This is a genomic window from Mycobacterium sp. DL (assembly GCF_039729195.1).
GTDB classification, from domain to species: domain Bacteria; phylum Actinomycetota; class Actinomycetes; order Mycobacteriales; family Mycobacteriaceae; genus Mycobacterium; species Mycobacterium hippocampi_A.
The window spans coordinates 1511809-1525778 of the sequence record NZ_CP155796.1; the positions used below are offsets into that span (position 1 = coordinate 1511809).

The 13970-nt window shown below is 66.5% G+C and carries 12 protein-coding genes; 9 read left to right on the forward strand and 3 right to left on the reverse strand.

The genetic code is table 11. From position 1 onward, the window contains the following. Positions 1 to 122: 122 nt before the first annotated feature. From ABDC78_RS07375 to ABDC78_RS07390, 4 genes are read left to right on the forward strand one after another with little or no spacing between them, the layout of a single operon-like run. Positions 123 to 1313, forward strand: a complete 1191-nt coding sequence (locus ABDC78_RS07375; RefSeq protein ID WP_178360975.1) for a hypothetical protein — start codon at positions 123 to 125, stop codon at positions 1311 to 1313. Beyond that, entirely contained in the window at positions 1310 to 2422 is a 1113-nt protein-coding gene (locus ABDC78_RS07380) for a glycosyltransferase (protein ID WP_178360974.1), read from the forward strand. Before ABDC78_RS07375 ends, ABDC78_RS07380 begins: the two co-directional genes overlap by 4 nt. Before the next feature lie 11 nt (positions 2423 to 2433). Continuing rightward, positions 2434 to 3603, forward strand: coding sequence for a hypothetical protein (locus tag ABDC78_RS07385; RefSeq protein ID WP_178360973.1), 1170 nt, complete (start codon positions 2434 to 2436; stop codon positions 3601 to 3603). Continuing rightward, entirely contained in the window at positions 3600 to 4919 is a 1320-nt protein-coding gene (locus ABDC78_RS07390) for an O-antigen polymerase (RefSeq protein WP_256736308.1), read from the forward strand. The genes ABDC78_RS07385 and ABDC78_RS07390 overlap by 4 nt, the downstream gene beginning before the upstream one ends. Here the strand turns inward: ABDC78_RS07390 and ABDC78_RS07395 are convergent. The 3 genes from ABDC78_RS07395 to ABDC78_RS07405 are packed head-to-tail and all read right to left on the reverse strand — an operon-like array spanning position 4907 to position 8049. Then, positions 4907 to 6307, reverse strand: coding sequence for a right-handed parallel beta-helix repeat-containing protein (locus ABDC78_RS07395; RefSeq protein ID WP_178360972.1), 1401 nt, complete (start codon positions 6305 to 6307; stop codon positions 4907 to 4909). The two genes, ABDC78_RS07390 and ABDC78_RS07395, sit on opposite strands and share 13 nt — an antisense overlap. Further along, positions 6307 to 7419 (reverse strand): glycosyltransferase family 1 protein, encoded by a 1113-nt coding sequence (locus ABDC78_RS07400; protein WP_347133357.1) that lies wholly within the window; start codon positions 7417 to 7419, stop codon positions 6307 to 6309. The genes ABDC78_RS07395 and ABDC78_RS07400 overlap by 1 nt, the downstream gene beginning before the upstream one ends. A 9-nt stretch (positions 7420 to 7428) precedes the next feature. Then, positions 7429 to 8049, reverse strand: a complete 621-nt coding sequence (locus tag ABDC78_RS07405; protein ID WP_178360970.1) for a TetR/AcrR family transcriptional regulator — start codon at positions 8047 to 8049, stop codon at positions 7429 to 7431. Between the two features lie 77 nt (positions 8050 to 8126). Here ABDC78_RS07405 and ABDC78_RS07410 point away from each other — a divergent pair, with 77 nt between their 5' ends. The 5 genes from ABDC78_RS07410 (at position 8127) to ABDC78_RS07430 (ending at position 13830) form a co-directional block, all read left to right on the forward strand. Then, the gene (locus ABDC78_RS07410) at positions 8127 to 9194 is read left to right on the forward strand and encodes a hypothetical protein (RefSeq protein WP_178360969.1); all 1068 of its coding nucleotides are present in this window, start codon (positions 8127 to 8129) and stop codon (positions 9192 to 9194) included. A 33-nt stretch (positions 9195 to 9227) separates the two neighbouring features. Continuing rightward, complete coding sequence (locus ABDC78_RS07415; RefSeq protein WP_347133359.1) at positions 9228 to 9947, forward strand: GAF domain-containing protein; 720 nt, start codon at positions 9228 to 9230, stop codon at positions 9945 to 9947. A 145-nt stretch (positions 9948 to 10092) separates the two neighbouring features. Beyond that, on the forward strand, positions 10093 to 11628 hold the full coding sequence (locus ABDC78_RS07420; protein WP_178360968.1) for a sugar transferase: 1536 nt from the start codon (positions 10093 to 10095) through the stop codon (positions 11626 to 11628). Positions 11629 to 11781: 153 nt separating this feature from the next. Further along, on the forward strand, positions 11782 to 12435 hold the full coding sequence (locus tag ABDC78_RS07425; RefSeq protein ID WP_347133360.1) for an undecaprenyl diphosphate synthase family protein: 654 nt from the start codon (positions 11782 to 11784) through the stop codon (positions 12433 to 12435). Between the two features lie 9 nt (positions 12436 to 12444). Then, complete coding sequence (locus ABDC78_RS07430; RefSeq protein ID WP_178360966.1) at positions 12445 to 13830, forward strand: FAD-dependent oxidoreductase; 1386 nt, start codon at positions 12445 to 12447, stop codon at positions 13828 to 13830. Positions 13831 to 13970: the final 140 nt, after the last annotated feature.

Genomic DNA, 13970 nt, shown 5'->3' on the forward strand with positions numbered 1-13970 from the left:
GTGTCTGGCCCGGCTAATCCCCTTGGCGCAACTAACATATGGAGCGCATCGCGAATCCAGGATGGAGTGCCGCAGAATTGTCCGCCAACGCGCCGAAAGTGCCGGCGTCTGCGATTGCGACCATGTCGTCGCTGGAATCGCGTTTAGTCGCAACAAAATTACTGATCGGTGCCGTCATAGGCGTTATCGCAGGGGCGCTCGTCGGCGCTCTGGCGTTTGCTGCATTGGGGGCCGACACCACCGCAACGGCGTTTCTGCGGCTCAAGGCACCCGCGGATCTGACTGCCATTGCCGGTGGGGCGAGCCAGATCACCCCCGACAATCAGGACAACACCGCCACCTTCGTCGCCGGAGAGATCGCCTATCTGACCGGCGACGGGTTCGCTGAGGCCGTCACCCGGAAGATGGCCGAGGACCAGTCGGTGGCGCTCAACGTCGCCCAGGCCAGCGAGTCCTCGGTGATCACCATCAGCTACAGCGCCCGTTCCGACGATGACGCCGTCCGGACGGTGCAGGCCGCCATCGACCTGTACCGCCAACAGCTCGAGCAGCGCGCCGACGCGCAGCTGCGGACCATCCTGCCCGCGCTGGAGGGGTGGCGGCAGGCCGACGGCGCGGACCCGGTGCGGATGCAGGAGCTGCAACGGGTCCGCGAGAGCGTCGAACTGCAGGCCGCGGTGGCCGCCACGTTGGACGTCGTGCAGCCGCCCACACCGAACGCGGTGAGCACCCAGCAGTGGGTGATCGGCGCGCTGCTCGGAGGGTTGGCGGGCGGCGGCTGCGCGGTGGCGCTGCTGCTGGCCCGGCGACGCCGGTCGGGTCGCGGCTCGGTGGTCAAGACGCTGACCGAAGGCGTCGACGGCGTGCTGCTGCCTGCCGTCGACCTCGGGATTCCGGCCCGCGACGCCTGGACCGACGATCAGCTGCGCCTCGCCCGCACGCTGTATGCCCAATGTCCGTCCCCGGGGCCCTCCCGGGTGATCCTCGTTGTCGGTGCGTCATCGTCGTCGGGGAGTGCGGTGGTGGCGTCGCTGCTGGAGACCGCGGCGGCCGAAAGTCAGCCTGCGGCACTGTCGTCGGGACTGCATTCGTCGCCCGGCTCGACCGAATCGGCGACCACTCAGGTCATCGCCGGCGGCGCGGTGGGGGACCCGGCGGTGACACCCGAGGTCATCGGCGCCGCCACCGACATCGTGCTGGTGGCCCGCATCGAAGAGGACACCGTGGCGCAAACGCTGGCGCTGCGTTCGGTGCGCGCCTCCAGTTCCGCGCCGGTGGTGGCGGTGTTCACCAACGGCCGGGGTGCCAAGTGAGGCTTGCGCTCGTCCACGAACGGCTGACCGAGATCGCCGGGTCCGAGCACGTCGTCGCCGAACTGTCCCGGGAGTGGCCGGACGCGCCTATCAGCATTCCGATCGTCGACCCGCGGGTCGACGCCTCGTTCGGATCGAAGGTGCGCACCGGGGAGTTGTCGAGGGCCTACCGGATGGCGGGCTACCGCAGTTACGCGCCGCTGCTGCCGATGGTGCCGGGGTGGTTGCGGCGCCGCGACTTCGGGTCCGTCGACGCGGTGGTCATCAGCCACCACGCGTTCGCGGTGGCTGCCGTCGAGGCCGCGGCGTCCACGCCGACGGTCGTCTACGTGCACTCCCCGGCGCGGTGGGCGTGGGACGAGAACATGCGCCGTCAGGAAGCCACATCACGGGCCGGCCATCTGGCGCTCGATGTGCTGGCCCGGCTCGCGATCAAGGCGGAACTGAGTGCCGCCCCGAAGATCACGTCCGTGGTGGCGAACAGTTCGGCTGTAGCGCAACGGATCCTGCGGCAGTGGAATCGCGACGCGCAGGTCGTCCACCCGCCGGTGAACGTCGACTTCTACACCCCGGACGCCACCGAGACCCGCGAGGACTACTTCCTACTGGCGGGGCGGTTGGTCGGCTACAAACGCCCCGACATCGCGATCCGCGCCGCCGTCGAAGCGGGCGTGAAGATGGTGGTCGCCGGTGACGGCCGCGACGCCGCCAAATGTCGCAGGCTCGCCGAGGGCGGCGACGTCACGTTCGCTGGTCGGGTGTCGAACGAGGAGTTCCGCAGCCTGTACCGCCGCGCCAAGGCGATGGTCATGCCGGGGGAGGAGGACTTCGGCATCACCCCCGTCGAATCCATGGCGTGCGGCACACCGGTGATCGCCCTCGGTGTCGGAGGCGCACTCGACAGTGTCGTCGACGGTGTCACCGGGACCTTCGTCTTCGACGCTAGCGAGGCCGACGTGGTCAGCGGCTTCGCCAAACAACTCGCCACCTTCGACAGCAGCCGATTCGACCCGGTCGCGATCCGCTCCCACGCCGAGAAATTCTCACCGGAAGCGTTCCGCCACAACATGTCCGCGGTCATCACGCAGGCGCTCTCGAGCCATGACTGACCGGTCCGGCCGTGCCTGACAGCAGACACCTGCACACCGCGGTGCAGGTCGCGGCCGGTCTGGCGCTCAACGTCTACCCGGCGATCTTCATCGCCATCTACGCCCGCATCGCGCCGATCGAGACACAGGGCGTCCTGGCGCTGTCACTGGTCGTCGGCGTGTACGTCGCGCAACTGTTCAACGCGTTCATCGTCGAGGGACGCCTCGCCACCCCCGGCGCCACCGGCGAGCCGATCATGCCGTGGTGGGTGGTGGCGGCCGCCGTCATCGGCGGCGCGCTGCTGGTGTTCGGGCCCGCCGTCGCGGCGTCGGCGGTGCTGATGGCCAGCGCCATCGGGGTGATGACCGGCCTGCTGATGGCCCGCTCGATCGGAGTGGTCAGCGGCGAGTGGCGCAGCGAAGGCCTGGCCGCGACGACGTTGATCGTCGCCAGCGTGATCGCGCTGTGGATGGCCGACCAGGACAACCCGCACAGCGTCCGGGTGCTTGCCGTGGGAGCGCTGCTGGCGGTCCTCGTCCGCTACCGGCCGCGGAAGTCGCTGCTGCACTCCGGTTTTCCGCCCGATGTGCGTCGGTCCGGCTGGGTCACCGCGGAGACGGCGGTGGTGGGCGCCGTTCAGCCGGCGATCACCTCGCTGGTCCTGGTCATGGTCGGACCGCTGGCCGCCGTCACGTTCCGGGTGATCTCCACCGTCGCGGGCGCGCTGGAACCGATCCTGGCCTACGGCAGGTACCGGTTGCTCGCCCACGGCCATCGCGGCGAACTCAGGTTGTTCGTCGCGGTGTTCGTCGTCGGCATGGTCGTGGTGCTGGTGGCTGCGTTCGGCGGACTCGGCAGCCTGGTCTTCGGGCCGGCGTGGCGTGAGGTGGGCGCGGCCGCGCTGCTGCTGGCGTGCCTGTGGAAAGCGTGCATGCTGGTGTCCACGGTGCCGTTCGCCGCGCTGCGCAAGGCCGGCCGAACCGTGCTGGTGTTCTGGATCCGCGGTGCCAGCACGGTCATCTATCTGGTGATCAGCGTCGGCTTCCTGGTGGTGGTGCAGACCCCGGCAGCGATCTTCGCGGCGTTTGTCGTCGCCGAGATGATCACCGCGGTGCTCTACCACCTCGCCGCGGTCAGAGGTGCGCCCGACTACGCGGCGGCCTTCGGGTTGCGTCGGGTGCGGGACCGGTTCAGCGCATGACGCTCACCGACACCGACCTGGAATCCGGTATCCGCAACAGCGGGATGTCGGGTCGGGCGCCGGCGTGGTTCACCCCTGCGGTGTTCATCCTCGCCCCGGTGATCGGATCCTTTCTGGCGTGGTACCTGTTGACCGCCCGCCACCAACTCGACCGATCCCAGGCGATGTCGGAGGCGCTGACCGGATTCTCGGCGCCGGCGCACGTCAGCGGCCGCGGCATTTCCCTTCTGCTGCTCTGGTATTGCGCGATCGTCATGGTGTCGATGGTCGGGTTCTGGTGGGGCACCCACCGGTCCCGGCCCGCGACCGCCGCCGATCGCACCAACACCGCCTGGTTCGAGCGGCGCTACTTCTTCGTGGTGCTCATCGCCGGTGCCGTCGGCGTCGGCTACTCGTTCATGAAGGTCGGCGGTCTCGGTGCGATCGTCGATTCACTCAGCGAGCAGACCGCCAACGACTTCAGCAATGCGCTGTCCGGATTCGCCGGCCTGCAGACATTGCGGTACGCCACGATCCTGGCCGCGCCGATCGGGGTGTATCTGTGGCGCAAAAAGGTGATCGGGTGGCCGTACATGGTGACCGCGGTGCTGCTTCTGGTCGCCAACGCGATGATCGCCTCACGTTTGGCGCTGATGATGGCGTGTGCGGTGTATCTGGCCGCGTGGGTCCGCAGCCGCGAACCCCGTGTCGGCGGCGGATCGCCGGCGCGGGCGTGGATCGCGGTGATGCTGATCGTGCTCTCCGGGTTCGGGGTGCTCACCGCGCTGAACTACATCCGCAACGCGAACTACTACCGCGACGCCGGGATCTCGAACCCGGTGGAGATGAACGTCTACCAGATGGGCGCCTACCTGGCCGTGCCGGCGCAGGTGTCGCTGGGGGTGTCCGACGCGGTGGCGCGTGGTGCGTGGGAGAAGCCGGGCAGCGTGACGACCTCGCTGGAGGCGGTGCAGCCGACCTTCCTGCAGTTCAACAAGATCACCAAGGACGAGAGCTGGAAACAGGCGGCGACCTACGGCTTCTCGGTGAGCTTCGCCGGGAACTTCTTCACCAACTCGGTGTTCGCCGACACCTACTCCGAGTACGGCACGTGGGGCTGGTTCTACACCATCCTGGCCTACGGTGTCGCCGGCTACGCCTTCGCGAGGATCTTCAGCTTCAGCCCCGTGATCGCGGCGTCCGCGGGTGTGGTGGCCTACTGCTTCCTCGAAGTGTGGCGGGTGCAGATCCTGATCTACGGCATCGTGATCTTCCTGCTGCTGCTGACCGTCGGCAGCACGCTGCTCGCCCGGATCCGTCCGCCTCAGGAGCAGTGAACGGCGGGAACCAGTTCGGACCCGTCGAGGGACACACACGGCGACCCGGTGGGCTGTTCAGCGCCGTTGACGGAGACACTGAGCCAGTCGACGGCGAGCCGACCGGCGTTGACGGCCTGCAACGCCACCACCGACTCGGTGTGCCGGATCGTCAGGGCGCTCAGCAGGATTCCCTCGGCGTTACCGATCCCGACACCACCGTTGCCGCCCGTGGTCGACGTAGCCGACACGGTGAAGTTCTGCAAGCGCAGGCCGCTGACCGGGGGCTCGGTCAGCGACTCCGCCCGCACCGACCAGTTGCTGCAGTCGTCGACCCGCGCGCCGTCGACATGGACATCGAAGTCGGTGAACTGCCGATCGCCGGCCGTACCCGGTCGCGCCAGCAGATGAAAACCCGTGTCGCAGTGGGTCGCTGTGAGGTCGCCGAGGCGCACGTTGCGGCTGGCGACGTAGTTCCAGCCGACATCGGCGCCGGGTTCGGCCGAGTCGATCATCACCGCCGCACCCGATCGCGTCCCGTCGACGCGCAGACCGCCGATGGTGACGCGGTGTGCACCGGCGATCCGGACCCCGTTCGCCGAACCCCCGGCGACGTCGACGCCGGTGACCACGAAGTCGGTGTTGGACCACTCGGTGAGCGACGGGAATGCGAAGGTGTACGCGGCGTCGTCGAACGACGGCGCCTCGGCGAAGTAGGTGACCAGCGCCAACCCGTCGTCGCCGGCGTCGACCGCGCTGTAGTCGTCGACCCGGGCGCTTTGGCAGGCGTTGAAGTGCAGTCCGTCCGCGCCGGTGTCGGCCACCCGTAGACCGGACACGGTGATGTCTGAGACGCCCATCATGATCACTCCGGCCTGCGGACTGCCCTGTACGACACAGTCCGACAACGTGACTCCGGAGACGGACTGTACTGCGGACCATCCGGTGTGCGGGCCGGGCCGGCCCTGCACCCTGATCCCGTCACCGAAGGACCGCGTCGCCGCCGACGCCCACCGGATGTTCACCCCGCGCAACCTGATTCCGGATGCCGGTCCGCGCACCAGCAGACCGTGGCTGGTGCCGGTGCGGGTGGCGGGATCAAGATTGTCCATCAGAAGCTCGGCGCCGGTGTCGAACTCGACGGCCACACCGGTGAGACCGGTGAGCGTGACCGCGGCGTCCCCGGGTGGATGTCGCTGCGCGAATCGGTATGTCCCGCTGGAGAAATGCAGCGTATCGCCCGACTGCAGCGCCGCGGCCGCGGCCTGGATCGCTGCAGAGTCGTCGGCGACGCCGTCACCGCGGGCCCCGAAGTCACGGACGTCGACGGTGGCGGGTGTCCTGCCGCAGCCCACGAGTACCGTGGCGGCCGCAGCGCCTGCGAGCAGCGCCCGCCGGGATACTTTCATCAGCGACCGGCCAGATCTGAGCAGATGGCATCGGCCGCGGCGGTCGGGGAGATCGTCTTCTGGCGTTGCCGCACATGGGCGTAACCCCGCGCGGCCAGGTCGGCCCGCGCTGCGTCGTCGGTGCAGTACCGGCGTATCAACTCGGCCAACCCGTCGCGGTCATGCGGGTCGAAGTACTCGGCACCGTCGCCGCACGTCTCACTGAGGGACGGGATGCTCGACGACAGCACCGCGGTGCCCGAGGCCATCGCCTCCAGCGGCGGCAACCCGGCGCCCTCGTACAGCGACGGCATGATCAACAGGTCCGCCGATGCGACCAGCGCGCGCAGCACCCCGAAGTCCACCTGCCCGGTCAGCACGATCCGGTCGCTGTTGTCCTCGGCCAGGCGCTGCACCCGATCGTCGAGCGTCCGCAGCGAGGCTCCGCCGCCGGCGATCACCAGCGTGTGCGGGATGGTCGACGCCAGACCGGAGAATGCCTCGAGCACCAGCGGAAGATTCTTGTGCCGCTTGGTGTTTCCGACATACAACAGGTACGGCCCGCTGACCGGGACCAGAGCCGGATCGGCGGGCTCGAACCAGACCTCGTCCACCGGGATCGGCGTCACCAGGACCTGAGCGGAGCGCGCGATCCCCGTCAGCGTCGTTTCCGTCGCCTCGGACACGGTGAAGATCCGCCGACACGATCGGGCGTCGGCACCCAGCATGACCCGCGCATAGGTGCGTCGCGCCAAGCTCTGCCCGCTGATGTCGCGGGGCAGCAGATGGATGGTGTCGTGCACGGTGACATAGGTCAGCATCCGGCGATTGCCGGGCAGCAGTCGGGCCAGCGGGTACGGGTAGTGCGGCAGCCACACCGCGCGGGGGCGCACCTGAGCGAACGCACGCCGCCACACCAACTGCTCGGCGGGAGAGTACATCGCCGCGGACGCAGGTGATGCCGGGACCACCCGGGTGCTCGGGCGCAGATCGGGCACGGTGTCGGGGTCGGCCAGGACGCCCAGCGACAGACCGTGACGGGCGGTGGCCTCCTCCAGGTGGGGCAACTGGATGCGGATGTAGGTACCGATGCCGCTCTGGCGCACATGCCGGGCATCGAACAGAAGATCCACGGACAAAGGCTACGTTGCCGGCGAGGTTGACCGTTGAGCCCGCAGTCCTGTGAGCAATACGGCGACCAATCCCTCGAGGTGACTCACCGTCTCGTCCATGGTGCTGACGCGACCGAGAATGCGGTACACAGTCACGCCGATGAGCGCCTCTGCCGCCGCGTTCAAGTCGGCGTCCTGCCGAATCTCGCGCGCAGCTGCAGCGCTGCCGAGCCGAGCCAACAGTGCACTGTGGTGTGGACCGGAAAGCTGGTTGTACAGAGCCTCGCCGTCCAGTGGATTGTCGGCTGTCGCGACCACCAGGGCTCGGCTGAGCGCGACGTTGCGCTCTGAGCTGAGGTACGCGGCATGTCGGTGTAGCCATACGTGGAGGTCGGCCTCGAGGTCGCCGGTGTCGGGCAGATCGAATGACCAGCTCTGCCCGTAGGCATCAGTCACCGCCTCAGCCACCAGAAGCGCTTTGGAAGGCCAGCGGCGGTAGAGGCTCTGTTTGCCCACCCCGGCTCGAGCTGCAACGCGGTCCATCGAGACTTCGGCGTAGCCGCCGGTAATCAGAATGTCGCGTACGGCGTCGAGGATGGCGGCGTGCGTCGCCTGGCTGCGGGGGCGACCACGGCGCTGCACTTCTTCCATGTGGCCAGCCTAGGTTGTACATTCCATTAACGAGACAAATCGTCTAGTAATTACTCATGGTGAAAAGCAGGGGTGGAATGGACAAGCGGCGCGTCATTCAGTGGACTACCGGCAAGGTGGGCAAGCTCAGCTTGCGAGGCATCATCGACGACCCCCGACTCGAGTTGGTCGGTGTGTACGCCTATTCCGAGGACAAAGCAGGCGCCGACGCCGGACCACTGTGCGGTCGGCCAGATACCGGAGTACTCGCGACCACTGACATCGATGCGCTCATCGCCCTGGACGCCGATACCGTCCTGTACACCCCGTTCATGGCCGACCTCGACCACGCAGTCCGGTTGCTCAGTAGCGGGCTGGACGTCATCAGCACGAACTTGTTCCTCAACGTCGGCGGTATTCAAGGTGAGACGAAGGAGAAGCTGGCTGCGGCATGCGAGCAGGGCGGCAGTTCGTTGTACATCACCGGCGTCAATCCCGGCTGGATCAACACCATGGTCGCCGCGATGACGGCCGTCTGCCGCGACGTCCAGAAGATCTCCATCACTGAATCCGCAGACGTCTCCGTCTACGAGTCCGCCGAGACATGGCAGGCGTTGGGCATGGGACTGCCCGAGGCGACGCCGGAAGTCGCGGCGTTGGCGAAGTTCGGTTTCAGCACCTTCGCCGATTCCGTCGAGCGCATGGCGGCGGCGCTCGGGTTCGAAGTCGATGAGATGGAGTTTGTCATCGACCACCAGACTGGTTCTGAGACAGTTGATCTCGGTTGGTTCTGCATGGAGAAGGACACGATCGCCGCTATTCGGGGCGGCTGGAACGCCAAGGTGAACGGTAAGACTGTCCTGGAGTCGCGGGTGGCGTGGTACCTGACGAAAAAACTCAACGGCGACTGGGTTTTTGATGATGACCACTACAAGGTCGTGATCCAGGGTGAACCCGAAGTCCACACCCGCATCCGATTCGTCCCGCCGGAGCACTGGGGCAACCACGAATGGGACACGATGACTGCAATGCCTGCGGTCAACGCCGTCTTCAACGTCGCCGCAGCACCCGCGGGCATCCTCCACCTCGGTGACGTCGGACTGCCGTGCGCGCCGGCAGGAGTCTGGCTCGACGGTGCCGGTTTCGAACAACCGAGGCATCGATAGCTAGTCCAGCGAAATTTCCGATACCGTAAACCCGTGACCAGCAATGTGCCCGGGTTCGACGAGTGGCTCACCCGCCTGCTCGCAGAGTGTGCTCTCCACGTCGGCGAAGACGTCGACACCTACGTCGCCCACGCGGTGGCCTCCCGGATGGTCGCCGACCTCAGGCACGCCAAGAACCCCGCCCTCGGCGAACTCATGACCCACCTGTCCGAGTCGGGCGTGTTTGCCGTTTCGGCGATGCCCGACGTTTCTGCCGCCATAACCAACCCGGAGCGGTTGCGCTCGCTGTATGCCACCGGACTGCTCGACTCACCGCAGGAAGCGGTGTACGACCGGATCACCCGCGCTGCCGCCGACGCCCTGGATGCGCCCTACGCCCTGGTGTCCCTGGTGGACGTCGACCGGCAATTCTTCAAAAGCTCTGCCGGCTTGGATCTGAAAACTCCAGAGGAAAGACAGACGCCACTCAACAAATCGGTCTGCCAATACGCGGTGGCAAACGGCGAACCGTTGATCCTCGAGGATGCCCGCGCTGACCCGGTGTTCAAGAACCATCCGGCGGTCCTGGACGGCACCCTGGTCGCCTACTTAGGCATACCTCTGATGGACCACGCTGGAAACGGTATCGGCACGCTGTGCGTCTACGACACGAAACCGCGACTGTGGGGAACCGGACACGTCCAAGTTCTGACCGATCTCGCAGCACTGGCCGCCGAACGTATCTTCAGCGCGGGGGCCAGTCGAAAGCGTTAAGCGGCGCACGCGTAGCAAACTCGGGTCCCTAAACGTTGCTAACGACTTGAGCAAATTCTGTGACCAGCCGGTTGATTTGAGCGCATCACCCCACCAGCACACCTAAAGTTGGACCCCTGAGAGTCATCCCCGGGGGCCCCACGCAATGCAGCTAGACACCAAGACGACGGGTTACACGCCCAGCACGCGCGCCACGACGCCGCGCCTGAAGGCTGTGTCGCCGATCCGCGCTGAAGCCGAATCGAAATCCGGCTTCATGGATCGCCTACGCCACGAATCCGGATACGTGGCCATCACGGTGGGCCTTGACGTGTGGGCGGCGTTCTGGGCGGTGCTGTTCGCACAGTGGTGGGTCGCGGGGCCCGTCGAAGAGCGCAACATCGCCCTGGTCTCGTGGGCGTTCATACCCCTGCTTGTCGTCATTCTCGCCACCCGGTCGGTGTACCGACGCAGGCTCAACCACAGTTTCCTCGACGAGTTCGAACCGGTGATGACCTCGGTTGCCGTGGCCACGCTGGCGACGCTGACGATCATGCTGATCCTGGTGCCGCCGTTCGAGACCGGCCAGACGGTTGTGCCCTACGTCCGACCCAGCGACCTGATGATCCGGGTCTGGGCGTGTGCGGTGATCCTGATCCCGTTGGTCCGACTGACCCGCTCGCTGATGCAGCGGTATCTGCGGCGCAAGCACCGGTTCGGGACACCGACGCTGATCATCGGATCCGGGCCCATCGCCCACCAACTCGTCACCCGGATGCGTCAGGTCCCCGACTACGGCCTGCATCCCGTCGGCCTGCTCGACGACACGCGCCCGGCGGACGGGGACCCGCTCGACGTGGCCTACTTCGGGACCACCGCCAACCTCGAGATCGCCGCCGGGGCAACAGGTGCCGGAGATCTGATCATCGCGCCGTCGTCGGTGTCCGACGAGGAACTCGCGCGCACCGCCCAATTGGCGCAGAACCTTGGCATGCAGGTGCGGGTGGTGCCCCGGCTGATGGACGCCGTCGGCAGTGGGGCCCGCGTCGAGCACCTGGGCGGGGTCCCGCTGATCGTGCTCACCCGCACCGACCCGAAGGGATGGCAGTTCGCGGTCAAACACACCATGGACCGGACGGCTGCCGCACTCGGACTGCTGCTGATCTCGCCGGTGTTCCTCACCCTCGCGTTGCTGGTGAGGCTCAGTTCACCGGGCCCCATCTTCTTCAGCCAGGAACGCATCGGCCGCGACGGAAAGGTGTTCGGCTGCCTGAAGTTTCGCAGCATGCGCCCGCTGGATCCGGCCAAGGCCGACTTCGAACTGAAGGAAGGGGCCGCACCCGGGGGCGTGGAAGGAGAGGATCGGCGCACCAAGATCGGCAAGATCATGCGCAAGACTTCGCTGGACGAACTGCCGCAGTTGGTCAACGTGCTGAAGGGTGACATGAGCCTGGTCGGGCCGCGACCCGAACGGCCGGAGTTCGTCGAGTTATTCGAGATGCAGATCCGGCGCTACGGCGACCGGCACCGGGTGAAGGCCGGCATCACGGGGTGGTCGCAGGTGCACGGACTGCGGGGGCAGACCTCCATCGCCGACCGGGCCGAGTTCGACAACTACTACATCGAGAACTGGTCGCTGAATCTCGACTTCAAAATACTGATTCTGACCATCCTGGCGGTGCTGAAATCCGCGGAGGACTGAGCGGTGTCGGCCGTTGAATTTGCGTGTGCACGTCCCGGCGCCGGGCACAGCGGGAGTTGATTTCCCTGCCGGAGAACGATTCTCACTGTTCATCGACTAATTGACGCTAGTAGGACTAAGTTTGCTGTACAGCGCTATCAGCTAGGGGATCTCGTGTACGACGTACCAGCTCACGTGGGTCTCATTCCCGACGGCTTGCGACGCTGGGCGAACACCAACGACGAGACCTTCGTCGACGCGTACCTTCGGGGCGCGGAGAAGGTCATCGAGATTCTGCTGGCGCTGCAGCGCAACGGCGTGCAGACGGTGACGGTGTACAACCTGAGCCGCGCGAACCTTCTCCGCACCGACGTCGAGTTGGTCGGGGTCTACGCGGCATCGGTCCACTTCTTCTCGTCGCTGATCCCGGAGCATTTTGATCCCGCGGTCTGCAGTGTGCGGCTGCATGGCGACCGGGATCTGCTGCCCGACGACTACCTCGCTGCGGCGTGCGCCGCGGAGAAGGTGATGACCGGTGACGGTTTCCGCATCAACGTCCTTGCCGCGTATGACGCGAACGACGAGATGCAAGCCGCCCATGAGAAAGCCCAGCGCGACGGCTGCGACATCAAATCCGCGTTCGCCATCGGCGATGTCGACATGGTCATCCGGACCACTCCCGAGCAATTGCTCAGCGGCTTCCTGCCGGTGCAGAGCCAATACGCGCACCTGGTCTTCCTGACGACGCCGCTCAACGAACTGACCGGCCGCGACATCGACGATCTGGTCAAGAACTTCCGGCGCTATCCCCAACTCCACGGCCGATAGGCGCTGACCATGGACGCGAGTAGGACGCCGCTGATCATCGGCGCCGGACCGGCCGGGCTGACCGCTGCGCTCGCGTTGGCGAAACAGGCGGCGAAGCCGCGGGTCTACGAAGCGTCGGGACACGTCGGTGGCCTGGCGCGCACACCCGATGACGGCGGCTGGCGCGTCGATGCCGGCGGTCACCGCTTCTTCACCAGAAGCGAAGAGGTCCTTGATCTTTGGAAGTCACTGCTGCCGCCCGACCAGTGGATCTCGGTGCAGCGCAGCTCGGCCATGCTCGTCGACGGGCACTACGTGCAGTACCCGCTCGTCGGGCGGGACCTGCTGAACCAGATGGGATATCGGCGCGGCCTGCGTGGGCTCAGCAGCCTGGTGTGGTCGAGGATTCGGGGCCAGGCGGTCGAGTCGTCCAGCTTCCGCGAATGGGGCACGTTCGAGTTCGGCCGCTACTGGTATGACCTGTTCTTCGACGGCTACATCCGCAAGACCTGGCTCGCCGACCCCGATCACATCACCAGCGAGTGGGCGAACCAACGGATCAAGCCGATCGACTGGCGCTCGAAGACCGCGGAATCCGTCGACCAGGATGTGTTCCGGTATCCGCGCCTCGGTCCCGGTCAACTCTGGGAAGCCGCCGCGTCGACGTTGGCCGGCATGGGAGTGGTGCCCACTCTTGATGCCCGGGTCGGCGCGGTGCGCTTCGACGGCACGATGTGGACGCTGGAACTCGACAATGGCGACACGGTGTCCGGGGATGCGCTGTTCTCGAGCATGCCGCTGCGGTTGTTGGTCGAAGCCCTCGACCCGGCACCGCCCCGACACATCCAGGCCGTCGCCGCGGCGTTGGGGCACCGCGCGCTGATCACCGTCGCCGTCGCCCTGGGCAAGTCCTACGACATTCCCTACAACTGGGTGTACACCCCCAGCGCCACGTTCACAGCGGGGCGCATCCAGAACTACGGGCGCTGGTCGCGGGACCTCGCGCCGCAGGGTTGGGACGGCACCTTCCTGGGATTCGAGTACTTCGTCGGTCCGGGCGGCGAACTGTGGACCGCCGACGACGATCGACTGGAGAGCGTCGTGCGAGCCGACCTTCGTGTGCTGGGCGTCGACGACTCCGCCGTGCAACGGGTGATGATCGTCCGGTCCGAGTTCGCGTACCCGGTGTACGACCCGGCCCGGGAGAGAAGTGTCGCCCGGATCCGTGATTTCCTGCGGCGCGAGTACCCGTCGCTGCATCCCATCGGACGCAACGGCATGCACCACTACGACAACCAGGACCACGCGATGCTCAGCGCCTTGCGCAGCGTCGGCCGATACTTCGGCGAGAACGTGGACCCGTGGCAGGTCAACACGGACCGTGGCTACCACGAGTCCGGAGTGCTGAAAGCGTGACTTCCGTCTCTCCTTGACGTGCCAGCATCGTCGTAAAAGCGTGCTCAAATCTCATCCACTGGGTTGTTTTAGCGGCCGAAATTGGCCGTCCGGGGGCTTTCGGATCTCAGTTTCACTACACAGACTGCAGATTTGGCAAC

Coding starts and splice junctions, on each gene's coding strand:
- ABDC78_RS07375 (WP_178360975.1), top strand. CDS start 123: ATGTCGTCGCTGGAATCGCGTTTAGTCGCAACAAAATTACTGATCGGT.
- ABDC78_RS07410 (WP_178360969.1), top strand. CDS start 8,127: ATGGACAAGCGGCGCGTCATTCAGTGGACTACCGGCAAGGTGGGCAAG.
- ABDC78_RS07420 (WP_178360968.1), top strand. CDS start 10,093: ATGCAGCTAGACACCAAGACGACGGGTTACACGCCCAGCACGCGCGCC.
- ABDC78_RS07430 (WP_178360966.1), top strand. CDS start 12,445: ATGGACGCGAGTAGGACGCCGCTGATCATCGGCGCCGGACCGGCCGGG.
- ABDC78_RS07405 (WP_178360970.1), bottom strand. CDS start 8,049: ATGGAAGAAGTGCAGCGCCGTGGTCGCCCCCGCAGCCAGGCGACGCAC.
- ABDC78_RS07395 (WP_178360972.1), bottom strand. CDS start 6,307: ATGAAAGTATCCCGGCGGGCGCTGCTCGCAGGCGCTGCGGCCGCCACG.
- ABDC78_RS07390 (WP_256736308.1), top strand. CDS start 3,600: ATGACGCTCACCGACACCGACCTGGAATCCGGTATCCGCAACAGCGGG.